Raw genomic sequence first — 26,903 nt, 5'->3', positions numbered from 1 at the left:
CTAAGCGATGAAAAGGCCGTGCTTGACGATGTGCAGGGGCGCGGCCAGCACGTCCGGATCGGTGGCGGGATCGCCCGCCGTCACCAGCAGGTCCGCGGCCATCCCCGGCGCAATGACGCCCCGGTCCGTGAATCCGCAGGCCGAGGCGGAACCGCTCGTGGCCGCCCGGAGTATCTCTTCCCCCGTCAATCCGGCCCGGCCGAGCAGCCGGAATTCATCAAGGATCATGCCCGCTCCGGTGCGCCGGTAGGGGAAATCGTTGCCTGCCGCCAACCGTCCGCCCATCTTGTTGAATGCGCGTACCGGCTCATACAGTTCCGGGCCGTTCCAGGGGGTGCGGGAGAGCACGTCCAGGGTGGGGGTGAGGATCACGCCTTCGCGCACCATGCGTTCCAGCAAATCGCGATAACAGGGGATCACGCTTCCGTCTTCGTCGAGCACGGGGCGATGTTCGCCGTGCCTGATCCAGCGATGCGGGACGTGCTCGATGGTGTGCGCCCCGGCATCCAGTGCGGGCCTGAGGCCCGAAAGGTCCTGCACGTGGCAGCGGACGGTGAGCCCGAGTTTTCGGGCGGCGTTGCAGGCGGCCTCCGCAGCGGGCTGGTCCGGCACGGGCCACGGTTCGGGCATGACGCCCGGTTCAAAGGCCATCTTGATCATGGTAGCGCCCCGGTCGGCCAGCATCCCGACCGCGTCAGCGGCCTCTTGCGGGGAGCGGATGACCATGGCGAATTTCGGGTCGTGCACGGGCAGGGGGTACCCGCCGGGCGCGGCCAGCATGGGGCCGGAAAAGGCCGCCGTGGCCGTGGCACCGGTCGGGGCTTGTGCGAGCAGGGCCATGGCCGAAAGCGGTGCGCCCGGGTCGCCGATGGAGGTGACGCCGCTGGAGAGCCAGCGTTCCCTTCTCGCCTCGGGGGTGTGGACTCCATGGCAGTGGGCGTTGATGATGCCGGGCAGGATGGTGGCGTCGCGCGGGGCGATTACGGGCCTGTCGGCCACTGTCCGGGCCGGGACGATGCCCTCGATGAAGCCTCCCCGGACCAGGACCGCGTGTCCCGTGAGGGGGTGTTCGTCCTGGCCGGTTACGATGCGCCCGGCCAGGGCATAGGTCCCGGGGGACGACGGTGTGGCGGAGGCTGTCCCTGATAGCGCGGCCACCCCGGCCAGTGATGCGAGGAATTGGCGGCGGGTGAGCACCATGGTCGGGAGGCTGCGGAGCGATCACACGCCGGGCTTGGCGGCGAAGAATGCGTCAACCCAGGAGAAGGCGTGCTGATAGCTGACGGCCACGGTCCCGGGCAGGAGATTGAGCGCCTTGGCCCGGTCGCTGACTTTGTCCCAATCGGATTCCTCGATGGCCTGGGCCAGTTCGAGCCACGGGGTGTATTTGGTCTTTTTCCCGCACAGGGTGTTCTTGATCTCGCTGTCCACGGGCAGGTGGTCGGTGATTTCTTCCATCTTGGTGTCCAGCATGGCGTCCAGCAGGGAGAAAAGGCCGATGATGAACAGCCGGTCCGACTCCTCTTCATAGCCGCTGCCCAGGGCCGCAGTCTCGAAGAGCTTGGCCCTGTGGGCCGAGGTGTAGGAGAGCTCCAGGGTTTTTTCCGAGGGGGTCAGGTCCGTGAGAATGATCAGCCTGAGCCAATTGCGGATGGGCTTCCATCCGGCCAGGACCACCGCCTGTTTGATGGACGTGACCTTGGTGGCGAAGCTGAAGTTGGCCGTGTTGAGAAAATTGAGCAGCCGGTAGCTGATGGCCACGTCCGCCTCGATGGCCGGGGCCAGGGCGTCGAAGTCCGGCTCGTCCTTTTCGATGATTTCGAACAGCTTGAGGCGGGTCGCCTTGACCGAGCTGATCTTGCGGCCTCCCTCGATCTGGGGCCGTTTGAAATAATACCCGTTGAACAGGGAGAACCCCGTGGCCTTGGCCCGCTTCAGGTCCTCTATGGTCTCAACGCGCTTGGCCACCAGGCGGGGGATGTCGAATTTTCCGGCCTTGTCGACGATGGTCTTGAGGTCCTCTTCGCTTTTCCCGCTGATGTCCACGATCAGGGTGTCGGCCAGGTCCGCCAGCCTTTCGCAGCCGGGTTTGCCCTCGAAGTTGTTGATGGCCAGACGGAAGCCGTCGATGATCAGGTCGCCGAGGGCCACGATCAGGGTTTCGTCCGGGTCGACCATCTCTTCGAGGATGATGACCGTGTTGTCGCAGGGGATGGCGTGGGGCGTGCCCCTGATGATGTCTTCGGGGGTGAAGTGGATCAGCAGGCAGGCCTGGTTGCCGCAGGCCCCGCCGCACAGGGGAAGATTGGCGACCAGGTTCATCGTGGCTTCGGAGTTGCTCGAAAATATGGCCCGTTCGGCGTTGCCGCTGTCCCGGAAGAGCATCATGTAGCCCCATGTCTCGTCGTCGGCGTCCAGGATGGGTTGTCTGGCTACATATATGGATTCGTAGGTGTGTTCGTCGCTCATCGGATTGCTCCCTTGAAGGCCACTATACCCGATTTATTTTTCTGTGCAATCTGCGAAATGCAATCAACTTGTCGATACACTTTGTCCTGCGGTCCGCCGTGCCGGGGGTGTTTCCACTTTCCTCTTTCGTGCGAGTGTATTATGTCATGCGGGACACTCGGAAAGACTGTAACAGCCATGAAAGAGGTGAAGGATGCATATCGGTAAAGCCATTCGCTTGGAGAGGATTTTCAATCGCAACACGGGCCGCACCATCATCGTGCCCATGGACCACGGCGTGACCGTGGGACCCATCGCCGGCCTGGAGAAGATGCGCGACACCGTCACCAGCCTGGTGGCCGGCGGTGCCAACGCGGGACTGGTCCACAAGGGGCAGGTCAAGCTCGGGCACCGAATGCAGGGCCGGGATTTCGGCTGCATCGTCCATCTGTCCGCCGGGACCTGCCTGTCGCCGTTCCCCAATGTGAAGCGGCTGGTGACCACGGTGGAGGAGGCCATCCGCCTGGGCGCGGACGGCGTCAGCGTCCACGTCAACCTGGGTGACGAGACCGAGGGCCAGATGCTCAGCGATTTCGGTCGGGTGGCGGCTTCGGCTGCGGAATGGGGCATGCCGCTCCTGGCCATGATCTACGCCCGCGGGCCCAAGGTCGGCGACGAATATGATCCGGACATCGTGGCCCACTGCGCCCGGGTGGGCGCGGAGCTGGGAGCGGACGTGGTCAAGGTCAATTACCCGGGCAGTGCCGAGAGTTTTGCCCGCGTGGTCGAATGCACGTGCGTTCCCGTGGTCATCGCCGGCGGGGCCAAGATGGATTCCACCCGGGAATTTCTCGACGTTGTCCGCACCTCCATCGACGCTGGCGGCGCGGGCCTGTCCGTGGGCCGCAACGTGTTCCAGCACAGGGACCCCACGCGCCTCGTGGAAGTGCTCAACCGCATCGTCCACGAGGGCCGGTCCGTGGACGACGCCCTTGACGGATACGCCGACATCCTCTGATCCGATCATCTCCGAGGCTTTGACGCCCCCGGCCCTTCCGAGGCCCGGGGGCGTTTGTCTTTTCAGCGGTCGGCCGTGTGCGGCGCGTCATCCCGGTTTCGTCCCTCGGCCCGATACTCACCCGGCTTCCCTGCGTCTTTTCCTGCGCTGCCGCCCAGGGCGGCGGATACCCGGAACCCGGCCTTCCTGAGAGCGCCCGCGTCCGGCAGCCGGTTTTTGCTGTCCGGCAGAATGAGCACGACGTGTTGCATGAAGCCCCTCTCCTTGAATGATGTTCGGACCGAACACCATTGATCGGCCAATCTATAAATATAGCTAACACGATGCAGAAATAGACCAAGAGGTAGGAAATGTCCAGTTATAACTGGCTAATTTTCTATGTAACCTACTATTTTACTTTGAAAAAATTGTAAAATAAAATTATAAGTTTTGCAGTTTGCATTAGATGGTTTTTGTGTTGGGGGAGAGTTGCAATGCCACATATGTCGTATTGCTTGAACTTGCAGTTATAATACAACAAACGGCCATGGCATGTCCTGTGAAGGCAGGCATGCCATGGCCGTTTGCATCGGGCGGTGTCGCCCGCAAGGGGTTATTGTTTGACGTTGCGGAACACGTAGAGGGGAAGACGGGCCATGATCTCCCAGCCCTCGCCGTTTCTCAGTCCGACGGTCAGTTCGTGTTTGCCCTCTTCCTTGACCTGCAATCCGGGCAACTGGAAGTTCATCTTGTGAAGCATGGTTCCGGAGGGGGTGATCTCCTGGAGGCCGAGGGTAATGGATTCCCCTTGCGGCGGGATCATGTTCAGGGACACGGTGAAGGGCTCTTCCCCGGCCTCCTCAAGGTTCCACAGACTGCCGAAGTAGATGGGCGGCAGCGTTGCAGGCAGTTCCGGCACCACGGCGTGTTCGATGGTGCGGATGAACGAGGTGGAATTCGAATCCTTGTCGATTATCAGGTCCGCGCAGATGAGCGCATAGATGAGTTCGGGCATGATGACTCCGTTGTTATTGGTTTTTCAGGGCCCCTGACAGGGTGCGGCGCAGGTCTTCGGGCAGGGTGCGGGCCAGCTTGGGATCGATGCCCGTCATGAGCAGGGCCGCTGCGGTGCGCTGGCTCTCATTGCCGGTGGAAAGGATTTGCCTGAGGGCAGGTTCGGCCACCGGACCCATGCGGGCCAGCGTGTAGAGTGCGATGTTGGCCAAGGGCGTGCCGGGCCGGGCCAGGAGCTTGACCAGGGTGAAGGCGGCGTTCCCGCCGATCCGGGTCGCGGGGCAGTTTGTCCGGTCGTGGCCCAGCATGGTCAGCTCGAAGTATGCCATGGCCGGGTCGGGCCCGATGACGTCGATGGTCTCGGCCACCACGTGGAGCACGCGCATGTCGTCGGTCTCCAGCGCCCGGATCAGGGCCGGTACGGCGGGCAGGGCGTCGCGTCCCAGGATGCCGAGCAGCCAGGCTGCCCTGGCCGTGACGTCGGGGTCCTGGAGGTCGAGCATGGCGATCAGGGCCGGAACCGCGTCCGCGCCCATCTTGCTCAGGGCCAGGGCGGCCCCCACCCGGACCCGGTTGTCCGAATGCGTCAGGAGCTGGGCCGTTCGCGGCGCGGCCTGCTTCCCGATCTTCCCCAGTCCGTGGGCGCACAGGCTTCTCACCACCTGGTCGTCGTCGCTCAGGCCGAGAACAAGGGGCTCCACGCTCAGGCCGGGCACGGGCATGAGGGAAAGGCCGATGGCCGCGCCCCGCCGCGTTGCAAGTCCGCCGGATTGCAGCGCCCTGGACAGGCCGGGCATGATGTCCTGGCCCTGTTCCTCGAGCTCGGCCAGGCCTTTTGCGCGATCCACACGATCCGCACTGACCAGCAAGTCGGCCGTGTGCGCTGCGTCCCGGGCCAGGCACGGCCCGGAAGCCAGGAGCACGGCCAAGGCCAGGAGCACGGGGACAAACCTGTTCCGGGAGTGAATTTGTCGAATATCCATCATGGTGAAACCGCCTTGTGATATGTGGCTATTTCTGTGACATGTCGTTCCAGGCCCAGACCACCGCGCCCGAGATGGCCCGGTTGACGTCGCCGTTATAGTCTCGTTTCAGGCGGTAGGCGACAGGCGGGTATTCCCGGCTGTTGTCGGGGTAGAAGACGAATTCAAGGTCATCCTCCAGCCGTCGCGTCCCCACGCGCCTGATCAGGGTCTGGCCCGGTTCGCCGGGCTCGCGGACGAGCATGATCCTTCCGGTGGGCCCGGGGTCCCGGTCGTTGCGGTCCACGATGACGATGTCGCCGGGGTGCAGGGCCGGCGCCATGGACATGTCGCCGGGGGGCACGGCCACGGCCACCAGATTGCTGCGGAACCGGAGGGACTCCTGGTGCCGCCATACCAGCACCCAACCCTCCACCGCATCCTCGGGCACGGTCCCCGGGCGGGCGGCCTCGGCTGCCCGGGTCAGGGGGACGGCCATGTATTCGTCGGGCTGCGGGTTGGAGGCGGCGGCTCCGGCCTGGGTCTTTCCCGGTGGTCGGAAGCAGACCTCGCGGACCGCGTCCTCGGGTTCGTCGCCGAAGAGCACGGAAACGCCCATCTTGTCGAGTATGTGTCCCAGGGACTCGGTGTTGAGTCCCCGTTCCTTTTTCAGGAAACGATTGAGTTGCGAAGGGTCGATCTCCAGATCGTCCGCCATCCGCTTGTTGTTCGGGTACCGCTTTCCCGGGCCGATACGGTCGATGAGCGCCTGGCGCACGTCGTCGGTAAATCCCATGGCTGCCCCTTTTTCATGGTTGGTGCTTGCAGGTGTTATACAGGAATATGGACAAATGTCTAAATAAATATGCGAGTATTGGTTGACTAACAAATAGTCATTTGACAATGTACACACAGGTGCATGTGTATAAATGACTAATTCAGGAGATGTAACGTATGGAAAAATTGGATATTTTCAGATTGGAAAAGAGCCGCTCGGGGACTTTCGGCGTGCTGCGCATGGACGGTGAGGTCTTTTGCGTGACCCTTGAGCCGCCTGACCTGGGGAACCTGCCCGAGGTATCCTGCATCCCTGCCGGGGAGTATGTTTGCCGCCGCGTGGAGTCGCCTTCCTTCGGCACCACCTTCGAGATCGGAGGGGTGCCCGGCCGGGACCATATCCTGTTCCATCAGGGGAACGTGGTTTCGGACACCAGGGGATGTGTGCTGCTGGGGCGGAGCTTCGGGATGCTCGGGGCGGAACGGGCCGTGGTGCAGTCCCGGCCCACCTTCCGGGAGTTTCTCGACCGATGCGGCGATGCCCGTCGTTTCACCGTATCCATCCAAGACCAAAGCTAGGGGGAGCCATGATCACGGATATCTGTTTGAAGGGAGCCCGGGAAATTTGCGAGGCCGTGGGGGAAAACCCGCGAAACATCATCGAGCTGGTGCGCGACCGCGGCCTGCCCGCCTGGAAGCGGGACGACAAGGGGGCCTGGCGCGCCCTGCCCGAGGACCTGCACCGCTGGATACGCGAACAGCGGGACCGGCACATCAGCAACTACATGTTCCGCGACCGGTGGGAGGGGCTTGAAGAGGAGAATTAGGGGAGCGTGGTCACCGCCAGGACGCTGTCCAGCAGCACGCCGCCGTGCCGCGCCAGGTCGTCCAGTTCCAGGCCCGGCTCCAGGGTGGTGATGACCGTGGCCCCGATGACCTTGCGGCCAAAGCCGTCGCCGGTCTCGGTCTTCACGCCCCAGGTGGCGTGGAGCACGATGGGGTCGCCCTCCCGGCTGCCCACGTAGAGCATGATGTGGCCCGGCTTGCGCACCAGGGTCAGGAAGGGCGTGGAGCGTTCGATGATGGCCCGCTTCTTCTCGTCCCGGTTGAGCCCTTCAAGGGACACCCTGGCGCCGGTTTCGATCTGCTTGGAAGAGTTGCGCGGGAGCAGGATGCCGAAAGCGGCCATCAGGTCCATGGTCATGGCCGAGCAGTCCCTGTTCTCGAAGAGGCCGCCCCAGCCGTATTGGCGTCCCATCATTTCGTTGGCCACCCTGGCGAAATCATGGGGCGTGGCCGGGACAGGCGCCGGTCGGGCCGCCGCCTCGGCCAGATCGGCCCGGTGGATGACCGCGTTGCCCCGGTCGTCCCGCACCGGGACCAGCGTCGTCATGCGTCCGTCGTCCGCGGTTTCGGCCACGGGCAGGATCGCGCCCACCTGAGCCGTGAAACAGTACTGCCCGTCGCGGTCCACCACCGGGACGCGGTCGCGCGTCACGGCGGCGTAGGCGTTGGTCCTGTATGCCGCGACAAAGCCGTCGTCCACCCAGCCGATGTCCGTGGCCCGGACCCAGCCGTAGGCGAAGCGGGACTCCACCAGCACCCAGGCCCGGTCCGCGCTGACGTGGGTGGCCAACAGCGGCGTGCCCGCCAGGACCAGTGAATTCTGCATGTAATCGAAGGGAAAGCCTTCGCCCGCCTTGCGGAAATCCTGGAAGGCGGGGTGGAGCGTGGGCAACACCCGCATGTGGGCGTTGACCACGGTCACGGCCCTGCGGTGCAGGCTCGGGTAGTCTTCTGTCCGGGAGGCCGCGCGCATGCGGTCAAGCCAGCCCGGATCGCGGGGCAGGGTGTTCTCGCCGAAGAGCTCCTTGCCCGCATACGAGGAGAGTCCCCAGAAGACTTCCTCGGCCGTGTGTTTCGCCGAGGTCCGTACCCAGGGGTCGAAATGGGCCTCGATGAACCGGTCCCAGGCCGCCTGCTGCGCTGCTTCGCCGAGCAGCCGCTCATCGGGCGGCAACCCGTGGTACGCCCCTGCGTCCTGGGCCAGTTCGGTCAGGTCCAGGATGGGAGCGTACGGGTTCGTGGTTCCGCACCCGATCAGGGCGAGGAACAGGAGCGGGACGAGAATGCGTGCGGCGAGACGGAACATGCCCACCTATTTCTTCATGTATTTTTTGCCCATGTCGAACCCCTGGCCGACCTTTTGGCCCACGGTGTGGTAGGCGCGGGTGCCGGGGGAGAAGATCAGGGGCAGGATTTTTTCCGGGTCCGGGTGCTTGCCGTCCACGAGCTTGTCCTCGTCGCACTTGACGTCGATGATCTTGCCGACAAACAGCGTGTGGATGCCCAGTTCCAGGGTGTTGGACAGCTCGCACTCGATGATCAGGGGAAATTCGCCCACGTACGGGGCCTTGACCATGTCGCTGGTCACGGGGGTTAGCCCGGTGGCCGCGAATTTGTCTTCCTTCTTGCCCGAGACCATGCCCAGGTAGTCGGCCTCGGCGGCGAGGTTCGCGGGGCACACGGACACGGTGAACGCCCTGTGCTTCATGATGCCCGCATAGGTGTGGCGCGAAGGCCGCAGGGATACGGTCAACGAGGCCGGGTCCGAGCTGCAGATGCCGCCCCAGGCCGCGATCATGGCGTTGGGCTTGCCCTGCTCGTCAAAGGCGCCCACTGCCCAGACCGGGGTGGGTTGGGCCAGGGTCTTGGCTCCGAGAGATATCTTCATCATTACGCTCCTTTGTATTGATATGGTTGCAGCCTACGGCAAATCCGGACGGATGGGAAATGTCATCCGGACAGGTCGGCCAGGCCGGGAGCGGTCCGGGTGGCGATCCGATCCATGACCCCTGCGCACCAGCCGCAGGCCCCGCATCGCTTGTCGCAGGCCGTCACCCGGTCCGCAAAGTCGGGGGGCAGGGCCGGGTTGGGGATGTGGACATGGTCGCTCAGATCTCCCATGGCGTCCATGATATCCAGGAGGTTGCCGTCATGGCGCTCCTCCGAATAGGCGGTCACCGCGCGCATGAGGAAGTCCGTGCCCCGGTTGCGACCGCAGACCTTGACGCCGTCCGCGAGTCCCTCGAAGCGGGCCAGGTCCTCGGGCCGGATAAAGGGCGAGGCGAGCATGGCCCCGGGTTCGGCCAGCATCCGGCGAACGCAGCCGAAGTCACGGTTCATGGCAAAGGTCCGCTCAGGGCACAGCCCCTCGTTGACCAGGCTGATGTGCGCGTCGTGGGCGGCCTTGTAAGGGCATTGGTAAAGGCAGCCCTCGTTGGCCATGAGCAGCAGCTCAATGTCCGGGTGGACCCGGCGGATTTCTCCGGCCACGGCTTCGAGACGGTTCGCGTCGCGGTTCAGGGAACGGTCCAGGACCAGCCTGGACGGGAGGCGGAAGCCGGTCTCCCCGATCATGGCCAGGGTGGCGAACACCTTGGTCGGCGTGTCGAGCATGCAGTTGATGCTGGGGACGCCTTCCAGCCGGTCGGCCACGTCCGGGCACCGGTCCGACAGGGCGGTCAGGAAGTAGCCGTCCGCAAAGATCACGCCGTGGAGCCCGGCCTCGTCCAGCAGCCGCCTGAGCAGGTCCGCTGTCCGGTCCAGCCCCCGGGTGTCGAAATAGCGGGCGGGGTCGTGCAGCCGACCGTTCATGAGCACGTACCTGCGCACGCCGTCGAGCCGGTTCAACTCCTTGATGATGCGGGCGGTGTCACCCTCGGCCAACCGCTGTCGGGCGTCCTGGAGCAAGGGAGAGGACAGGGAGAAATGGACCGAGCGCACGCGGTCGAGGCGATCGGCCAGGAAGGCGGGATAACCGCCTTCGGCAATGAAGGGGACGTCCAGGAGCATACCCCGTTGTCACCGGTCGGGCTTTTCCCGTCAAGGAAAAGCGGGCTAGAGGTGGGGGCTGACCCACCGCACGATGTCGTTGCTGCCCAGTGCGCCGGGCTGGCGGGCTATCTCCCTGCCGTCCTTGAACAGGATGAGCGTGGGCACGGCCTGGATGTTGAAGCGGGCGGCCACGTTCTGGTCCGCCGAGGTGTCGATCTTGGCGAACCGTACCTTGGGGTGGAGCGTCCGGGCCGCTTCCTCGAACTGTGGGCCCATCATCAGGCACGGGCCGCAGGTGGGTGAATAGAAGTCCACCAGCACCGGGATTTCGTTCCTGGCGATGTGGCGGTCGAACGTGGAACCGATCAGTTCCAGCGGTGAGGGCGGAAAGACCTTGGATCGGCATTTGCCGCACACGGCCTCGCTCGCGCGGTCGGTGACGACGCGGTTGACGGCCTGGCAGTCGGGACAGACGATGAGTCGGGTATCGGCGGTCATGGTGTTCCTCCGGGGATGGCAGGGTCGTGAGTGATCGTCAGAAGAGGATAATCACGATACCCCGGAGGGCAAGGACGGCGTTCGTCCTAATTCATGGCAAGGGTCTGGATGCGCTCCACGCGTTCCGGAGCGATGTCGTCCAGGATCTTGTCCACATGGTTCCAGACCGAAGCGTTGGACGTGGTGGTCAGCGTCTTGATCAACCTGCGCTCGATGGAGGTGTGCTTGTCCTTGAGGACCTTGGAGGAGAGGGTGATGAGCTCCATCTTGGCCCGGGGGTCCTGCTCGGCCTTGGCCAGGTCGAGGATGCGGGTCTTCATCTTGCGCCGCGCCGTCTGCCAGGCGGACGGCTTTTCCGGAAAGTAGCGGGCGTAGAGTTTCTCCAGGGCCGGGGACGGCTCGTTGCCGCCGGTTTCCACGGCCAACCGGGAGTCGGCCTCTTCCTCCACCTCGGCGAGGGCCGGGGCCGCCTCGTCCAGCATCTGCTGGCGGGTCAGCAGGGCGTAGGTCTCGTTGTCCTGCACGATGTCCGCCTCGTAGGCGTCCTGGCAGGCGAGCAGCGAGGTCACCTTGATGTCCCAGCTGGATTCGGGGCGCAGGTCCCTGACGATGTCGATGACGCGTTCCGCTTCGTCGCGATCGCGGACAACGCCCATGACCACGGCTTCGCCCTGGACCACTTCCACGTCCACGTTGGCGGAGCGGATGTGGAGTTTGTTGAACAGGCCGGTCTCTATGACCGCCTCTGCATGGCCGTCGGTGACTGCGGGCTTGATGGCGGCCAGCATGTCGGTGGGCAACTGCTTGACCACGCCCTTGACGGACCGGACGCCCTTGATGCCCTGCAACCGGGTGATGATCCGGTCGCGGTCCTCGGGGGTGGCGAACTCGCCCACCAGGTAGATGTCGCCGTTGTAGCAGGAGGCGTCCATGTTGGCCTGGGGCTCGGTCATGAGCATGGCCTGGGCCTGGAAGGTCAGGAACTTGTCCGCCAACATGTCGTCGGCGTTGCGTTCGTCTGCGGCGAAGAGAACGGTCTTGTGCACCGTGCTGGCGGCGGTGATGATCATGGAAGCGGTCTGCGGTACGGCCATGGATGCGCCGGTGGTGATCAGCGCGGGGACCACGGCACAACCTCCCGAAAAAAAGAGAGAAAGAACTATTATTATGGATGCGACATGCTTGTTCATTAAAAAATCCTCCGGAAAGGCCCGTTTTGAGCGGGGAACGAGGGATTTATACACTATTGTCGATCAAGGCAAGTCTTATTTTGGAAGGCGAACGGGAGAGCGTGGAAGCTCGTGTTCTGGAGAGGAGGTTCAGGCGAAGAGGAGGAAGGAGGCGGTGGCCCGGGCGACTTCCTTTGCGGCGACCCTAGCACACGCCTCGACAAAAAGCACCCGACCGCCGCGTTTTATAACCTCCGCCTCGCAAACGAGGACGTCGCAGGGATTGACGGGGCGCAGATAGCTGACCGACATGTCGACGGTTGTCGTTTTCTGCCCCGGCTGATTGCCCGCCAGCACGGCGTGGGCCATGGTCTCGTCCAGCAGGGTTGCCAGGACGCCTCCGGCCACGAGCCCCGCTCCCTGGACCAGTTCCGGCCTGCATACCAGGCGGAGCACGGCGCGGTCGGGCTCGAAAGTCTCCACCTCCAGGCCGAGAAAGGCGAAAAGGGGGTTCACGGATTGTTCGGGGTGTTTGACGGCTTCGAGGTATTGTCTGGGCATGGTTTCTGTTTTCTTCCTTCGGCCAGCTGCGTTTCCATGTCTTCCCGGATGGCGACAAGCATCGCGACGGTCCCGTCCAGGTCGTCCGGGAAGGCCCCGGGCTCGAGTTCGAGGGTAATGTAGCGGTCATAGCCCCGCTTGCCAAGCCGCCGCAGGAATTTGTCGAGGGGCAGAGCCCCGGACCCCGGGGTCAGGTGTTCGGTATAGCCCACGGCGTCGGAGTAGTGGACGTTGTATAACAATTTGTCGTCCACCTTGTCGATGGCGTGTAATACATCGCGCCCGGATACGCCCATGTGGCAGACGTCGAAGGTCAGGCCCACGTTCTTGTCCCGGCACTGGGCCATGAGGCGCTCCAGCGGGTCCCTGGCAAAGGGCGATCCCTCGGCCCAGGGCATGTTTTCCAGGGAGAAACGGATGCGGCCCATGGCGTCGAGGAGCAGGGGCAGGTCGTAGGCTTTCTCGAACCAGCGGTTCTGGATCATGTTGGCCAACCGGGAGCCGGGCGGATGCATGGTGATGTGGTCGGCTTCGGGCAGGGAGTTGGCCAGGGCCGTGGTCGCCTTCCAGGAGTTGAGGTGGCCGCCCCAGGCGGCCCAGTCGCGGAAGGGGGCGTGGATGCTGCGGATGGGCAGGACGTCGTTGACCTTTTCCAGCCCGGCCTCGGGCGTGAGCTTGGGCGAGTTCATGATCAGTTCCATGCCCGCAAAACCGGCGTCCCGCCCGATGCGCGCGATAAGCTTCAGGGGGAGGTGGAAGAGGCAGCCTGCGGAGAGCAGGATTTGTGGACCGGCCTGGCCGGGAACGTCTTTGCCCATGTCATATACATTATGGCAGGTCGGGAAAACGGCAAGCAATAATTCGGGGAAGGGTGCTTTCCGGGAGGTAAACGGCGGCCCGGCCTGTACTCGCAGCAACGGTGTTGCTCCGGGTTTGCGGTCCATCCGGGGCAAAAAATCGGACAACCGGTTGTGGATATTGGAAATGAGGGGTGAAGCTGCGGTGTGACTACCTGGCGGGTGATTTTTCGATCAGGTCGCACAGCACCAGGGCCCAGGAAATGTCCCGCTTATTGTCTTCGGTCAGCATGTCGAGGAGGGCTTCCTTGAGCGGCTTGACCGCCTCCTTGAGGTTGGGCAGGCCGTGGTCCTCGACCCGGTAGGCCGCGTCCAGGGCGTTCAAGCAGAGCTGGTCGAATTCGGCGTCCTTTCTCCCGGCATGGTGGGCCGCGATGTCCCTGACCTTGAGCAGGCCGAAGACCATGGCCTCGACGTCGGTGTAGTCCCGGCCCCATATCTCGCTGCCGCGAATGGAGGGCCGCTCCGGTACGCTCGGGCGGCGCGCCCTCTTGCCGAGTGCGCGTTTGAATTCATTCAGTGCAACGACGCTTCCCATGAAAACTCCCTGACGGCCGGCCGTCACTGCCTTTTCGACCGATTTTCACAAACGCTTTAGACGGCGTGCACGGTTTGGTGTCCTGAAAGGGATGTGCTGCGGGCTGGAAGGCAAGGGGGGAGCAACCGATGAACTGAACGGGATCGGTAGGTTGTTTGTCTTTTTAAATCGATCAGTTAAGACAAGATAAGGCTATCGATAAGCTGTCGATATTTCGACTGTTTCTAGAAAAAGTCTAGAATATGTTCAAAGAAGAAAAAGAGACGGGCCGGGGAGGAACCCGGCCCGTCATGGCGTGTGCGGTTGCTAAAGGACCTTGTGCACGGAGTCGATGGCCCAGTATTTGACGTCGAATTTTTCGGCCATGGCCTGCTGGAGGCGCTTGAATTCGGGCTTTTCCATGTCGCGGATGCGGATGAAGATGTCCTTGGTCTCCACGTCCTCGGGCACGTTCTGGGTCAGGATGGACATGACCCGTGCGCCCTGGTCCTTGAGGAAGTTGATGATCGGGGCCAGGCTGCCCGCAGCGGTGGGGATGTGCAGGCAGACCTGTGCGCCGCCTTCGTACACGCCCGAGATCTCGACCAGCACCTTGAAGATGTCCGTGTCCGTGATGATGCCCACGACCTTGTTGTCGTCGTCCACCACGGGCAGGCCGCCGAAGTTGTTCTCCAGCATGATGACCGCCGCCTTTTCCACGGTCTCGGTCTCTTTGATGGTCATGACCTTCTTGGTCATGATGTCCTTGATCTTGATTTCCGAGAGCAGATAGTAAAGCTCGTGCATGTCCAGGGTGGTGGCTTTGGACGGCGATGCGTCCTTGATGTCCCTGTCCGAGACGATGCCCAGGATTTTGCCTTCCTCGTCCACCACGGGAACGCGGCTGATGCCGTGATCCTTCATGAGCTTGGAGCACTTCATCATGGAACGGTCGGGGGTGATGGTGATGACGTCTTTTGTCATCCAGTTGGCTACCAGCATGTGTATTTCCTCCTGATTGTCCGGCCATCACAACCGGTTGTGTTCATTATTCGTGACTATCACATACCCACTCCAAACACATTTGGCTAGTCCAATCCAGACCTTTTTGTCGTCCCGTCACAACCGTGCGGAGACGGGACGCGGGAGGGTTCGGGCCGTCCCGGCCCGCGCAGCCTGTCAAGTGCAAATTTTATCCTATAGCCTGTTTTCACTATACATTCTTTCGCAAAACCGGGGTCGGGCGAAAACCGGGTGTATGGTCTTTCGCATGACTGGATGTGGCGTGCCCGAACCCTTCGGGGGAAAGGAGAAACAACAAAATGGCGATACCCATCATCGGCGCCGTGGCCGGTTTGCTGTCTTCCATCGTGGACGGCGTGGCCGACCATGTGAAGCGCAAGCAGGAACTGAAGAAAACGGTCATGGAGAACCGCATGCGGCTGGCCCGCTCGGATCAGGAATTCAATCATGAGTGGGAAATGAAGCAGCTGGAAAACGCGGGCTGGAAGGACGACGTGCTCTTTTTCGCCTGGATCGGCTTCTTCATCTGGTCCGGGGTGGACCCCGAGGGCGCGGGCCGGGTGATCGAGTCCTGGGAAAACCTGCCCGACTGGTTTCTGCAGGTCACCTTCTGGATCGTGGCCGCCGTGCTCGGGGTCAAGAAGATCGGCGACTACCTGCCCGGTGCCGTGCGCGGCCTCAAGGATGCCCTGGGGGGGACCAAATGACCGCCCTGGAACGGGAGGACCTGCAAAGCCTGCTGGTCCGCATCGACGAGCGGGTCAAGGCCATCCAGGAGGACATCCGCGAGATCAACGAGGTCCGGCGGTGCGCCAGCCACGACGTGAAGATACGATCCCTGGAACGCATCGCCTGGGGCTGCCTGGCGGGCATGTCCGCCCTGGGGGCCAACATGGTCCTCGAGGCCCTGCGGTGAGCCGGTCAGGGGTAGGTCTGGTCCAGGTATTCTTCGAGCTGGCGTCGGTAGGTTTCGGCCATGCCCTCGTCGCCCGAAGCCTGGGCCAGGGCGCTCGCCTTGCGCAGGGCCTCGATGGCCCCGTCCATGTCGTCCGTGCCCTTGAGGGCCTCGGCCAGGAGCGCGTAGAGCGCGTTGCGGGACGGCTCCATGGCAATGGCCCGCTGCAGGTCGGCGGCGGCTCGGGTGAAGAGCTTGAGCTCCATGGCCGCCCTGGCGCGGGCCATGATGATCCGGCTGTTGTCCGAATCCAGGATGAACGCCTGGCTCAGGTCCTTGAGGGCCAATTCGAACTCGCGGATGCGCATGTAGGCCATGCCCCGGTTGTAGTTGGCATCCAGGTTGGCCGGGTCCAGGGCAAGGGCGTTGGTGAAGTCGTCCACGGCTTCGTCCGCCCTGTCCAGGTTGAGGTAGCTCAGGCCCCGGCGGACATACGCCTCGGCCATGGTGGAGTCCGCCTTGATGACCTTGGTGTATTCCCTGGCCGCCTCGCGAAAGTCGTTGCGCTGGAGCATGAGAAAACCGCGCGTGTAATGCGCCTGCATGTAGTCCGGTCTGTGCTCCACTATGTAGTCGAGATCGGCCAGCGCTTCGTCATACCGCTCTTTGGTGATCAGGATGCCCGCCCTCTGGTAGCGGGCGGTGGTCAGCGTCGGGTCGAGGTCCAGGGCCTGGTCGAGGTAGTCGAGGGCCGTTTCCGGGTCCAGGAACTGGCCGTCATGCATGAGTTGCATGGCGTGATCCAGGGCCGCGGCTGCGGTTGCCTCGCGCTCCTGTTCGGCCTTCTGCTCCGGCGTCAGCGACACGGCGGGCGGAACGTCCTTTGGGCAGCCTGATGCAAACAGGCTCAAGGCAACAAGAATAAGCAGGGCGGAGATGCGCATGGCACGGGGATACCTCCTGCCCGTCCCGCCCGTCAACATAAGGAACATAAATGACACAAGAGTTTTATACGCCACGAAGGCACCAGGCCGAGATCGAGGCCTGTCTGGCCCGGTTTTCGGTCCTGGTCTGCCACCGGCGGTTCGGCAAGACCGTGCTGTCCGTCAACCGGCTGATCCGTGCGGCCCGTGAGACTCGCCGCCCGGACTGGCGCGGGGCCTATATCGCGCCGCTGTACCGCCAGGCCAAGACCGTGGTCTGGGACGAATTGAAGCGGTATTGCGGCGTGGGCACGGACGGGTGCACGGTCAGGTTCAACGAAACCGAGTTGCGTGCTGATTTCGACAACGGCGCGCGAGTGCGGCTCTTCGGGGCCAACAACCCGGATTCCCTGCGCGGCATGTACCTGGACGGCGTGGTCTTCGACGAGGTGGCCCAGATGCCCCATCGCGTCTGGACCGAGGTCATCAGGCCCGCCCTGTCCGACCGGAACGGCTGGGCCATGTTCATAGGCACTCCGCGAGGCAAGAACGCCCTGTACGAGATATGGGAGAAGGCCAGGGTCGACCCGGACTGGTTCACGGCCATGTACCGCGCCTCCGAGACCGGCATAATCCACCCGGACGAGCTGGCCGCCAACGGGCGCGAGATGTCGCCCGAGGAGTATGAGCAGGAGTTCGAGTGTTCGTTCACCGCCGCCATCCGGGGGGCCTACTTCGGCCAGCTCATGAGCGACGCGGACCGGGAGGGGCGGATCACGCGCGTGGCGCACGACCCGTCCATGCCCGTGCACACGGCCTGGGACCTGGGAATGTCCGACTCCACGTCCATCTGGTTCGTGCAGGCCCGTCCCGGCGGGACCTATGCGGTGGTCGACTATTACGAGGCCAACGGCGAGGGGCTGGACCATTACGCCAAGGCCCTGGACCGCAAGGGCTACAAGTACGGGGTGCACATCGCGCCCCACGACATCCGGGTCCGCGAGCTGGGCACCGGCAAGTCGCGTCTGGAGGTGGCCCGAAGTCTGGGCATCCGGTTCGTGATAGCGCCCAACATCCCCATCCAGGACGGCATCAACGCGGTCCGCACCATCCTTCCCGGATGCTGGTTCGACGCGGAGAAGTGCGGACCGGGCATCGAGGCCCTCAGGCACTACCGCAGGTCGTTCAACGACCGCACCGCCCACTTCTCCGCCCGGCCCGTGCACGACTGGACCAGCCACGCGGTGGACGGCTTCCGCTACTTTGCCGTGGGCTTCCGGCCGCCGAGCGGCTCGGCCCGGCCCAGGGCCACGGCCAACGACTACGATCCCTTCGGGAGACCCCATGGCCGTTCGCGAACTTGACTCACGGCCCGAGGCCTACGCCCACTTCCCGGACAACGGCGTCTATCGCTGGCTGGAATTGCACGGCGACACGGTCTACGGGCACGCGGCCTTTGCCGAGCGCGGGGACGTGCTGGAGCTGCACCTCTCCCTGCATCGCTGGGGAGCCGGGGTGCGCCGGGGCCTGGCGGGCGACCTCGCCTGGCTGAAACAGGAGGCCGGGCGGCTGGGCAAGACCCGCATCATGGGCATCCGGGCGAACGACGAGGGCGAATTCGACGGACGGCTGTTCCGTTTTGCCCGGCTGTTCGGATTCACGGAAATGCACGTGTTCCAGACCGCCAGCCTGGATGTGTGATGAAAGACGCGCACCCGCGATGCGGGTGCGCGTCCCGTTACCCGGGGAATGTGTGCGCAGGCCTTCTTGTATGGACTGCTATGCGTTGCCCATGACGATGGTGCCGCTGCCGCGTTCCGCAGCCTCGAAGATCATGGTGATGTTGGTCGAGTTGTCCAGGAGATAGGTGGGCTGGCTGATGTCGATGATGTTCAGCTCCCGGTCGTCCACGTAGTTGGTCTCCGAGTCGTCGATGTTTTCGGTCTTGAACTCGTTGACGTTGGAGATGCGGGTGGAGTTGTCGGCCTCGGTCACGCGCGTTTCCGGGAAGGCCAGGGTGGTGTTGTAGTTCTCCGTGAGGTTGGTGTCGTTGTCCTCCACGAAGGTGGTCCGCGACTGGTCCTGGTCCAGGAAGGTGTATTCCGTGGACTGGTCGATGTTGCGGGAGTTGTCCGTGTTGTTGGTCACCTTGGTGGAGTACTCGAAGGCCATGGAATTGTTTTCGATGAAGTTGTTGGCGTTGTTCTCCACGTAGTTCTTCACCGAATTGTCGTGGTCCACGAAGGAGTAGCTGGTGGACTGGTCTATGGTGCGCGACCAGTCGTTGTTGTTGACGGTGTTGACCGCGTTGTCCTGGTTGAAGGTCCGGTTCTCGGTGAAGGTCAGGTCGTTGTCCGAGGCGTAGGAGGTCTCGGAGTTGTCCACCTGGTTGAACGCGGTGTTGGACACGTGCTGCTCGCGGCTGGAGTGGTCTTCGACGCGGGTGGTGGAGTTGTCGTTCTGCACCGTGATCTTCTGCTCGGTGGGGTAGCTGACGGACGAGTTGTCGTTTTCCACCCGGTTGGCCACGTTGGTCACGCTCTCTGACCGGCTGGCGTCCATTTCGCGGATGTCGGTGTTCTCGGTCACGTTGGTGGTCTGGTTGGTGGTCGGGTTGGAGTAGGTCCGCGAGTAGTCCTGCTCGTGCACCGTATTGGTTTCCTGGCTGTAGACGGTCTGCTGGTTGGTTTCCCGGCTGACGTTTTCCACATCCTGGATGGTGTCGTGGGAGCTCATGTCCAGGTTGGTGGACGAGGAGTTGTCAAAGGTGTTCTGGCTGGTCTGCCGGTCGGAGCGGTTGATGACCGTGTCCATGGACTGGTCCAGGGACTTGTCCACGTTCCGGGTGGTGTGGTCGGTATAGTTGTTCTCCACGTTCCGGCCCTGGTCGATATTGACGTTGTGCTCCGCGCTCAGGTCCATGTTGCCGCTGCGACCGGTGCCGATGCCGGAGAAGTCCAGGTCGGGCGAGTTCAGGGGCTCGGCGTATCCGTCCGAGGTGGGAATCCACGGCGCCATGGAGGTCTTGGGCGGGGTGAAGGCGTCTGAATGCAGGGTGTGGTGGAACACGTCGTTGGGCCAGTGCTGGGTGTGGCCGAAATACATGCCGCGCGGGCTGGTCATGCGCTGGGCTATGACGTGGCTGGCCGGGGAGATGGGCACGAAGCCGGACAGGCTCGGCAGGGAGAATCCGACTTTGGGCGTCATGGGAACCGAGCCGCCGGGGGTGATGGGCTGGATGCCCAGCGGCGGGATGGACGCTGTTCTGCCCGTTGCCTCGGTGGGAGTGCCGGATCCCGGCGGAGTGATGTAGCCCGCACCCTGGCCGGGGGGGGCGCTTCCCGTGTTGACGCGCGGTTCGCCGCCGCCGCCACCGCCGCCGATGGCGCCCTGGGTGCCCTGGTTGTCCGGGCCGAGTTCGCCCGTGTTGCTGGTCGGGGTGCCCGGTCCCTTGTCGCCGCCGATGGGGGCGAGGGTGCCGCTGCCTTGGCTGCCGCCGCCACCGCCACCGTTGTTGGGTGGCATGAACGGGCCGCCCGCTCCGCCGATGGGGGCCAGCGTGCCGTTGCCCTGGCTCATGCCGCCGCCACCGCCCACGCCGCTTACGCCTCCGCCGCCAGTGCCGGAACCGCCGCCACCGCCGATGCCGCCGCCACCGCCGCCCGCAAAGCCGCCGCCACCGCCCGTGCCGCTCACGCTCCCGCCGCCGCTGCCGCCCAGCCCCGCGCTGGTGCCGCCGCCTTCGACCATCATGGGCGCGCCGCCGCCGGGCGCATAGGGAATGCGCGCGACCGACGTGTCGATCATGACGCGTGCCGGTGTGGTGTCTATGGGGACGTGGCCGGGTTGGCCAATGGCGATCTGGCCGGGCGGGCCGGCTTGGAACGAGCCCGCAGGACCTGCCGTCACCTGGCCGGGACCTCCGGCCACGATGAAGTCCGTGACGCTCGACATGGACATGGGTGTCTCTCCCCCCAGAAGCGGGCCTTCCCTGGCCTGCAAAGAACCCGCGAACGGGCAATCTGGCATATATAATATATACGCCCGGGGAATTATCCGTCAACCCCCGGATTGCCAGGGCGGGCGGAGGGGTTTTCGCATCCCGCTATATGCTCTCTGCAGCCGGGAGCCAGACGGTCACGGTCGTGCCGGTGGAGTCGTCGGTTTCCATGGTGATGCGCCCGTTCTGGGCGTCCGCCATGAGCTTGGCCGTGTAGGTCCCGAGCCCCGTGCCGCCGGTCTTGCCGTGGGTCACGTACTTGTCGAAGAAGGCTTCCCGTATTTCCCAGGGCACCGCCCCCTGGTTGTGGATGGAGACCAGGACCATGTCCCCCCGGCTCTCCATGTTGATGGTGATCGGGGTGTGCATCGGCGCGGCGTCCACCGCGTTGCTGATCAGGTTGGAGAGCAGGGTGTGCAGCAGCATGGGGTCGGCCCCGGCCATGAACGGATCGACCATGTCGTCCAGGACGCCGTTGATCAGGATATTGAACTGCACCACCTTCATGGCCGCCCTGTGGCTCAGGTCGCGGATGACCTTGCGGACGCCGTGGCCCAAATCCACGGGGACGGGTGTGAATTCGTAGGTCCCTGCCTCGATCTTGTAGAGTTCAAGGGACTGGACGATCTGATCGTTCATCCGGAAGCCCGCTTCCTCGATGAGCTTGATGTCCTCGCGTTGTTCCGGGGTCAGGCCGGAATCGATGAGCAGGGACTGGCACATGCCGATGATGCCGTTGAGCGGCACCTTGAGGTCGTGCCGGGTGATGCGTTCCACGTCCTCCTTGAGCCGCTCCAGCTCCTTGCGCTCGGTGATGTCGGTAATGAACCAGATGACTCCGTCCTCGATGTCGGGCGGGTTGAGGCTCTTGCCGTGCATGGAAACCCAGAGAGCCTTTCCGTCCCTGCACAGGAACTGGTGCTCCATTTCCACATTTTCGCCATTGGCCAGACGCGGATACACGGACGCGGCAAAGGTTTCGAAAGCCTCTTCAGAGGCAAAGGCCCTGCGCGAGCTCCGGCCGACGGCCTCCTCCCGCGTGTAGCCGGAGAGCCGTTCGAACTCCCGGTTGACCTTGTATATGAGGCGGTCTCCCTTGACCAGGACGATGGCCACGGAGGCGGTGTTGAAAATGGTTTCGATCTCGGCAAGGGCGCGCTGGCGCAGTTCGCTTTCCTCCCGGAGCTGATCGGTGCGCTCCCTGACGGTCTGTTCCAGCGTCCGGTTGAAGGAGGCGAGCCGTTTGTGGCTCAGTCCCATTTCCCCGATCAGCTGGGCCAGCTTGGACAGGAATTTGGCGGCCAATTCCACTTCCTTCCGGGAAAAGAGGGGTATCTCGTCCAGGGCGTCCATGTAGCCGTCCATGTCAAAGCCGAATTCCTCGGCCTGTTTGACGAACCGCTCCCTGGGCGGCGGGGCGTCCATGAAGAACTGTCCGATGAACAGGGTGGCCATGTGGATCTCGTCGATGACGATGGGAATGGCCAGATCGACCAGCCCGTTGAGGCATTCGTAACAGGCATAGCCGCTCCGGGCGTTCATCGCGCGGGACAGCAGGACGTCGCTTTCGACGCAACGCTTCAGGGTGTCGGGGTGGACGCGGTGGTAGTCCTTGCAGATGGTCTTGAAACCCACCGTGAGCAGCAGATTGCCGTCGACGTCGGTGATGGAGGGAGGCATTCCGGTCAACTCGTGGAACTGGTCCAACAGTCCCTTGATGATGTCGAAATCCACAAGATCCGAAAAGGCGTATGAGTCCGACATGCCATTCTCGCAGCAGGTTATGGGCTATCCTTCTACGCTGCACTTAGATGGATTTCGAGAAAAGAGTCAAGGCGGGGAAGGTTGCCGGGGGGAAGTCCGGTCGTGAATTGTCGGGCGAAAAAAAGCGGCAGGTCGTCCCTGCCGCCCTGGTGTCGCCTGTCTGGCCGGTGGAGCGTCAGAAGCTGGCCACGCTGTTGCCGAAGCCCTCTGCGCTGGTGCCGCCGCCAAGGGTCTGCCCATCGATCTTGAGCTTGGTCTGCTGGGCTTTGACGAGCTGGTCGCGCAGTTCCATGAGGCGGGTCTCCTTGTCCTGTATCTGGGTCCGCTTCTGCGCTTCGGGGATGGGCTTGTCTTCCAGGTCCTTGATCTCCTGCTCCAGCTTTTCGATCTGGTCCTTGAGGGTCTGGATGGTCTGGTCCATGTCCGATTCCTCGTCGGTCTGGCCGGACTGATCCTGCTTTTCCATGGCAATGATCGCCCGGGCCTCCTCGGAGATGGTCACGGTGTCCCCCTGGGCCGGGGTCTTGGCCTCCTGGGCGTTCTCGTCCGCGGTTTTTTCCGCAGACGAAAGCCTGAGGTTCATCGAGTCGACGAAAACCGATGTCTGCTGCGCCAATGATTCGATAGCCATAACGACCTCTCCTCGGAAAAAGAATATACCTATCCCAAGTGACTTATCGGTCGCTGCGGTGAAAACTTTAGGGTGTTTGAACGCATTCGAACAATATATGGAATTTCAGTATAGTCCACAGTGTATTGGGTGGTTGCCTGACTGCGTAAAAAAAAGCTATCGTGGCTTGGAAACACCTGAATTTTCGTCTTGCCGAGGAGCCACATGAGCGTCACCAATCTCGAATATCTCTTCAAGCCAACGTCCGTGGCCGTCATCGGTGCCACCAACGACCCGCAGAATGCGGGCAATATCGTCATGCGCAACGTCATGGCCGGCGGGTTCATGGGGCCGGTCATGCCTGTCTCGGCCACCGCCGAGGCCATCGCGGGCGTGCTCACCTACCCGTCCGTCAAGCATCTGCCCAAGGCCCCCGACCTGGCCGTGGTCTGTTCGCCGCTGGACGAGGTGCCGGAGATCATCCACTCCCTCAAGGAGCGGGGCACCAGGGGCGTTGTGCTCATGGGCGCGGGGTTCGCCTCCATGTCCGAAGAGGAGCGCCAGGACGTCAAGTCCACCATCCTGTCCGTGGCCCGGCCGCCGGAGATCCGCATCATCGGTCCCAAATCCCTGGGCTTCATGGTGCCGTCGCTGAACCTGAACGCCTCCCTGGCCCACGCCGCAGTAGGACCGGGCAAGGTGGCCTTCATCTCCCAGTCCGACTCCCTGTTCGCCACGGTTCTGGACTGGGCCATCGACAAGGGCGTGGGCTTCTCTCACATGATCGCGCTGGGCAGCCGCATCGACGTCACCTTTGCCGACATCCTCGATTATCTCGGTTCGGACCCGCTGACCCGGTCCATCATGCTCTACGTCGAGTCCATCAAGAACGCCCGCGAGTTCATGTCCGCAGCCCGCGCCGCCTCGCGCAACAAGCCGGTGCTGGTCATCCGGCCCGGCCAGGCGCTGGACACCGTGCTGGCGGACCTCAAGCTCAAGGAGACGGGGGACCAGCGGTTGGAGGACGAAGTCTACGATGTGGCCTTTCGCCGGGCGGGCATGCTTCGGGTGGAGGACATCGACGGGTTGTTCGACGCGGCCCAGACGCTCGGCACGCCCAAGGCGGTCTTCGGCCGGAAGCTGGCCATCCTGACCAACGGCACGTCCGCCGGCATCCTGGCCGCAGACCGGCTCCTGGCCGGGGGCGGTAAGCTGGCCCCCCTGTCCGAGGAGACCGTCAAGAGCATCGACGCCGTGCTCGGCGAGGAAAACTGGTCGCGGGCCAACCCGGTGGATATCCCGTTCAACGCGGACGGCAAGGCGTACTCCGAGGTCCTCAAGCTGCTGGTCAAGGATCGCGGTTCCAACGGCATCCTGGTCATGCACGTGCCCTGGACAGCCCAGCCCGACACCGAGATTGCCGAGGGACTGCGCGACTCCCTGAAGCGGGTCAAGCGCATGGTACTCACGGCCTGGCTGGGGTCGGGCGCGGCCGAGAAATCCCGCGACGTGTTCCGGGCGGCGGACATCCCCACCTACGAGACGCCCACCCAGGCGGTGCAGGCCTTCCTGTACATGGCCGAGTACCTGCGCAACCAGGAGATGCTCATCGAGACCCCGGACTCCCTGCCTTCGGATTTCTTCCCGGACACCGCCAGGGCGCGCGAGGTCGTGAACAAGGCCCTTTCGGACGGGCGCAAGACCCTGACCGAGCCCGAGGCCAAGGACATCCTGGCCGCCTACGGCATCCCGGTGGTGGAGACGCGCATAGCCGTGTCCGCCAAGGAGGCGGTCATCGCCGCCGACAAGCTGGGCTACCCCGTGGCCCTCAAGCTGCGTTCCCCGCAGATTCCCCAGCCGTTCGACGTGGGCGGCGTGCTCCTCGACCTGGAGACCCCGGAACGGGTCTGGGAGGGGGCGGCCTCCATCCTGGCCCGCTGCACCCGTGAGCGGCCCGACGCCTACATCGAGGGATTCACGGTCCAGAAGATGGGGCGCAGGCCCGGCGCGCACGAGCTGTCCGTGTCGGCCTCCGTGGACTCGGTCTTCGGGCCGGTCATCCACTTCGGGCATGGCGGCATGGCCCGCGAGATGATCCAGGACCAGGCCCTGACCCTGCCCCCGCTGTCCATGTCCCTGGCCAAGGAACTGGTCAACCGGACGCGCATTTCCACCCTGCTCAAGGGGTCGCGCTCCCATCTGCCGACGGATATCGACGACATCTGCCTGACGCTCATCCAGATATCCCAACTCATCGTGGACGTGCCGCAGATTCGCTCCATCGACATCAACCCGCTGTACGCCGACTCCGAGGGCGTGCTGGCCCTGGGCGGCAAGATCGGCATTGCGCCCTTTTCCGGCCACGGCGAGACCCGGCTGGCCATCCGTCCCTATCCGCGCGAGCTGGAGGAATGCGTGGTCCTCAGGTCGGGCCGCCAGGTCACCCTCCGGCCCATCCGTCCGGAGGACGAGGAGACCCACCGCGTCTTCCTGGCCAGCCTCTCCGACGAAGACCTCCGGCTGCGCTTCTTCGGCGTGGTCCCGCGCGACTTCGGCCACAAGGACATCGCCCGGTTCACCCAGATCGACTACGACAGGGAGATGGCCTTCATCGCCACGGCTCCCGACGAGCGGGGCGAGCCTGAAACCCTGGGCGTCATGCGCACCAACACCCGCCCGGACAACACCGAGGCCGAGTTCGCCATCGTGGTCCGCTCGGACATGAAGGGCGAGGGGCTCGGTTCCATGCTCTTTCACAAGGGCATCCGGTACACCCGGGAGCGCGGCACCAAGGTGCTCACCGGCCAGACCATGGTCGAGAACAAGGCCATGCAGGGGCTGTCCAGGAAGTTCGGGTTCGTGATCACTCCCGCCCCCCACGACGATGACCTGGTCGACATGACCCTGGACATGGAGAAGGCGGAGAACTAGATGACCGACCTTCTTCCGGTTTATCACCACACCGGCCTGGAGACCTCGGGCGGGGCCACGCGCGTGGCCCGGCTGATCATGGACGGGCTCGTGGAAGCGGGGGGCGAGGCCAACCTGAGTTTCGAGCTGGCCGAGAAGGCGGATGGTGCGGCAATCCTGCCGGAGGACTTCGGGCGGTATCTGCCCAGGCAGGCAATCGGCCACGTGCACTGTTCCGGCAACTGGCCCGCCCTGCTGGGGAACATACGTTCCCGGAACAAGCTCGTCATCACCCTGCACGACTGCGAACTGTTCACCGGCGGCTGCCCGTATCCGCTGGGGTGCGCCAACGTGGACGCGGACTGCGCAGAGCCGTGTCCCAGGGTCTTCCCGGAATCGTCTGTTTTGCGCAAGGCCAAGGCCGAGCAGGTGAGACGGTTGAAACCGGCCTTGGTAGCGCCTTCGCGGTGGCTGGCCCGGCTTGCCAAGGTCCACCTGTTCCAGCCCGTGACCGTCATCCCCAACGGCATCCCCTGGCCGGAGCGCGCCCCGTCCAAGCCCGAGGCGCGGCAGGCGCTGGGCATTCACCCTGCGGCCCGCGTCGCCTTGTTCGCGGCCCACGGCGGCATGGACGCGGCCTACAAGTCCGGCGACGTCTGGCAGGACCTCTGGGTGGCGCTCAAGGCGCATGTCCCCGAGCTGGTCTGCTTTGCCGTGGGCGGGGACCGCGAGGAGCGCGTGGGCGACCTCATTGTCTGGCCCTACGTGGAGCGCGAAAAGCTTACCCTGCTCATGGCCGCCTCGGATGTGCTGCTCTACCCCACCAGGGCGGACAACCATTCCCTGGTCATCCTGGAGGCCATGTCCTGCGGCCTGCCCGTGGTGGCCTATTCCGTGGGCGGCGTGCCCGAGCAGGTGACCGATCAGATGACCGGCCTGCTCGTCCAGCCCGGAGACAAGGCGTCCTTTGTCGAGGCGGGCTCACGGCTTTTGAAAGACCCCGGGTTGATCCGGCAGATGTCCGGAGAGGCTTTTGTGTCGGGCCGGAAGCGGTTTCCCGTGGAGCGGATGGTGGCGGACTACATGAAGCTGTATGGTCGCCTTGGCTGAAACGCCTTTCGGCTGTCCACGAAAAAGGCCC

Annotated in this window: 28 protein-coding genes; 9 read left to right on the top strand and 19 right to left on the bottom strand. The window is 63.8% G+C overall.

From position 1 onward, the window contains the following. Together OO730_RS08575 and OO730_RS08570 are read right to left on the bottom strand one after the other, a co-directional pair. Positions 1–1,200: an amidohydrolase family protein gene (locus OO730_RS08575; protein ID WP_264981022.1), complete on the bottom strand. Its 1,200-nt coding sequence runs from the start codon at positions 1,198–1,200 to the stop codon at positions 1–3. A gap of 21 nt (positions 1,201–1,221) precedes the next feature. Next, positions 1,222–2,469: an EAL and HDOD domain-containing protein gene (locus tag OO730_RS08570; RefSeq protein WP_264981021.1), complete on the bottom strand. Its 1,248-nt coding sequence runs from the start codon at positions 2,467–2,469 to the stop codon at positions 1,222–1,224. A 193-nt stretch (positions 2,470–2,662) separates the two neighbouring features. On the opposite strand from OO730_RS08570, the gene OO730_RS08565 reads away from it, so the two are divergent. Further along, a complete protein-coding gene (locus OO730_RS08565; RefSeq protein WP_264981020.1) occupies positions 2,663–3,466 on the top strand; it encodes a 2-amino-3,7-dideoxy-D-threo-hept-6-ulosonate synthase in 804 nt (267 codons plus the stop codon). Positions 3,467–3,528: 62 nt separating this feature from the next. Here OO730_RS08565 and OO730_RS08560 read toward each other — a convergent pair whose 3' ends face one another. The 4 genes from OO730_RS08560 to OO730_RS08545 form a co-directional block, all read right to left on the bottom strand. Continuing rightward, positions 3,529–3,717 carry a hypothetical protein gene (locus OO730_RS08560; protein ID WP_264981019.1) on the bottom strand — a complete coding sequence of 63 codons (189 nt, stop codon included), beginning with the start codon at positions 3,715–3,717 and terminating at the stop codon, positions 3,529–3,531. 341 nt (positions 3,718–4,058) lie between these two features. Beyond that, positions 4,059–4,460, bottom strand: coding sequence for a hypothetical protein (locus OO730_RS08555; RefSeq protein ID WP_264981018.1), 402 nt, complete (start codon positions 4,458–4,460; stop codon positions 4,059–4,061). A gap of 13 nt (positions 4,461–4,473) precedes the next feature. Next, on the bottom strand, positions 4,474–5,445 hold the full coding sequence (locus OO730_RS08550) for a HEAT repeat domain-containing protein (RefSeq protein ID WP_264981017.1): 972 nt from the start codon (positions 5,443–5,445) through the stop codon (positions 4,474–4,476). A gap of 25 nt (positions 5,446–5,470) precedes the next feature. Continuing rightward, a complete protein-coding gene (locus OO730_RS08545; protein WP_264981016.1) occupies positions 5,471–6,217 on the bottom strand; it encodes a S24 family peptidase in 747 nt (248 codons plus the stop codon). Between the two features lie 158 nt (positions 6,218–6,375). Here OO730_RS08545 and OO730_RS08540 point away from each other — a divergent pair, with 158 nt between their 5' ends. Further along, positions 6,376–6,777, top strand: coding sequence for a DUF5675 family protein (locus OO730_RS08540; RefSeq protein ID WP_264981015.1), 402 nt, complete (start codon positions 6,376–6,378; stop codon positions 6,775–6,777). Between the two features lie 8 nt (positions 6,778–6,785). Continuing rightward, positions 6,786–7,025, top strand: a complete 240-nt coding sequence (locus tag OO730_RS08535) for a helix-turn-helix domain-containing protein (RefSeq protein WP_264981014.1) — start codon at positions 6,786–6,788, stop codon at positions 7,023–7,025. On the opposite strand, the gene OO730_RS08530 is transcribed toward OO730_RS08535, so the two are convergent. From OO730_RS08530 to OO730_RS08490, 9 genes are all read right to left on the bottom strand, one after another. Beyond that, entirely contained in the window at positions 7,022–8,350 is a 1,329-nt protein-coding gene (locus OO730_RS08530; RefSeq protein WP_264981013.1) for an SH3 domain-containing protein, read from the bottom strand. The two genes, OO730_RS08535 and OO730_RS08530, sit on opposite strands and share 4 nt — an antisense overlap. Positions 8,351–8,356: 6 nt before the next feature. Next, positions 8,357–8,932, bottom strand: coding sequence for a flavin reductase family protein (locus OO730_RS08525; RefSeq protein WP_264984148.1), 576 nt, complete (start codon positions 8,930–8,932; stop codon positions 8,357–8,359). A gap of 62 nt (positions 8,933–8,994) precedes the next feature. Next, positions 8,995–10,053, bottom strand: a complete 1,059-nt coding sequence (locus OO730_RS08520) for a hypothetical protein (RefSeq protein ID WP_264981012.1) — start codon at positions 10,051–10,053, stop codon at positions 8,995–8,997. Positions 10,054–10,098: 45 nt separating this feature from the next. Then, the gene (locus OO730_RS08515) at positions 10,099–10,533 is read right to left on the bottom strand and encodes a thioredoxin family protein (protein ID WP_264981011.1); all 435 of its coding nucleotides are present in this window, start codon (positions 10,531–10,533) and stop codon (positions 10,099–10,101) included. Positions 10,534–10,619: 86 nt separating this feature from the next. After that, positions 10,620–11,660: a BON domain-containing protein gene (locus tag OO730_RS08510; protein ID WP_264981010.1), complete on the bottom strand. Its 1,041-nt coding sequence runs from the start codon at positions 11,658–11,660 to the stop codon at positions 10,620–10,622. A 192-nt stretch (positions 11,661–11,852) separates the two neighbouring features. Then, complete coding sequence (locus OO730_RS08505) at positions 11,853–12,263, bottom strand: PaaI family thioesterase (protein ID WP_264981008.1); 411 nt, start codon at positions 12,261–12,263, stop codon at positions 11,853–11,855. Further along, positions 12,215–13,081 (bottom strand): sugar phosphate isomerase/epimerase family protein, encoded by an 867-nt coding sequence (locus OO730_RS08500; protein ID WP_264981007.1) that lies wholly within the window; start codon positions 13,079–13,081, stop codon positions 12,215–12,217. Before OO730_RS08500 ends, OO730_RS08505 begins: the two co-directional genes overlap by 49 nt. A gap of 190 nt (positions 13,082–13,271) precedes the next feature. Then, positions 13,272–13,658, bottom strand: coding sequence for a hypothetical protein (locus OO730_RS08495; protein WP_264981006.1), 387 nt, complete (start codon positions 13,656–13,658; stop codon positions 13,272–13,274). Positions 13,659–13,964: 306 nt separating this feature from the next. Then, on the bottom strand, positions 13,965–14,639 hold the full coding sequence (locus OO730_RS08490) for a CBS and ACT domain-containing protein (RefSeq protein ID WP_264981005.1): 675 nt from the start codon (positions 14,637–14,639) through the stop codon (positions 13,965–13,967). Between the two features lie 320 nt (positions 14,640–14,959). Here OO730_RS08490 and OO730_RS08485 point away from each other — a divergent pair, with 320 nt between their 5' ends. Beyond that, positions 14,960–15,367, top strand: a complete 408-nt coding sequence (locus OO730_RS08485) for a hypothetical protein (protein ID WP_264981004.1) — start codon at positions 14,960–14,962, stop codon at positions 15,365–15,367. Next, positions 15,364–15,576, top strand: coding sequence for a hypothetical protein (locus OO730_RS08480; RefSeq protein WP_264981003.1), 213 nt, complete (start codon positions 15,364–15,366; stop codon positions 15,574–15,576). Before OO730_RS08485 ends, OO730_RS08480 begins: the two co-directional genes overlap by 4 nt. Before the next feature lie 5 nt (positions 15,577–15,581). Here the strand turns inward: OO730_RS08480 and OO730_RS08475 are convergent, their stop codons facing one another. Continuing rightward, complete coding sequence (locus tag OO730_RS08475; protein ID WP_264981002.1) at positions 15,582–16,499, bottom strand: tetratricopeptide repeat protein; 918 nt, start codon at positions 16,497–16,499, stop codon at positions 15,582–15,584. 50 nt (positions 16,500–16,549) lie between these two features. On the opposite strand from OO730_RS08475, the gene OO730_RS08470 reads away from it, so the two are divergent. Then, positions 16,550–17,842 (top strand): terminase large subunit domain-containing protein, encoded by a 1,293-nt coding sequence (locus tag OO730_RS08470; protein ID WP_264981001.1) that lies wholly within the window; start codon positions 16,550–16,552, stop codon positions 17,840–17,842. Next, a complete protein-coding gene (locus OO730_RS08465) occupies positions 17,823–18,179 on the top strand; it encodes a hypothetical protein (RefSeq protein WP_264981000.1) in 357 nt (118 codons plus the stop codon). Before OO730_RS08470 ends, OO730_RS08465 begins: the two co-directional genes overlap by 20 nt. Before the next feature lie 78 nt (positions 18,180–18,257). Here OO730_RS08465 and OO730_RS08460 read toward each other — a convergent pair whose 3' ends face one another. From OO730_RS08460 to OO730_RS08450, 3 genes are all read right to left on the bottom strand, one after another. Beyond that, a complete protein-coding gene (locus tag OO730_RS08460; RefSeq protein ID WP_264980998.1) occupies positions 18,258–20,438 on the bottom strand; it encodes a ring-infected erythrocyte surface antigen domain-containing protein in 2,181 nt (726 codons plus the stop codon). 145 nt (positions 20,439–20,583) lie between these two features. Beyond that, positions 20,584–22,242 carry a PocR ligand-binding domain-containing protein gene (locus OO730_RS08455; RefSeq protein ID WP_264980997.1) on the bottom strand — a complete coding sequence of 553 codons (1,659 nt, stop codon included), beginning with the start codon at positions 22,240–22,242 and terminating at the stop codon, positions 20,584–20,586. 175 nt (positions 22,243–22,417) lie between these two features. Then, on the bottom strand, positions 22,418–22,873 hold the full coding sequence (locus tag OO730_RS08450) for a hypothetical protein (RefSeq protein WP_264980996.1): 456 nt from the start codon (positions 22,871–22,873) through the stop codon (positions 22,418–22,420). A 204-nt stretch (positions 22,874–23,077) separates the two neighbouring features. On the opposite strand from OO730_RS08450, the gene OO730_RS08445 reads away from it, so the two are divergent. After that, on the top strand, positions 23,078–25,783 hold the full coding sequence (locus OO730_RS08445; protein ID WP_264980995.1) for a bifunctional acetate--CoA ligase family protein/GNAT family N-acetyltransferase: 2,706 nt from the start codon (positions 23,078–23,080) through the stop codon (positions 25,781–25,783). Then, positions 25,784–26,872, top strand: a complete 1,089-nt coding sequence (locus OO730_RS08440) for a glycosyltransferase (protein WP_264980994.1) — start codon at positions 25,784–25,786, stop codon at positions 26,870–26,872. The last annotated feature ends 31 nt before the right edge of the window (positions 26,873–26,903 follow it).

The organism is Pseudodesulfovibrio portus (genome assembly GCF_026000375.1).
Taxonomy (GTDB): domain Bacteria; phylum Desulfobacterota; class Desulfovibrionia; order Desulfovibrionales; family Desulfovibrionaceae; genus Pseudodesulfovibrio; species Pseudodesulfovibrio portus.
Note: the sequence above shows the minus strand (reverse complement) of the source record. Positions and strands in the feature narration are given on the sequence as shown.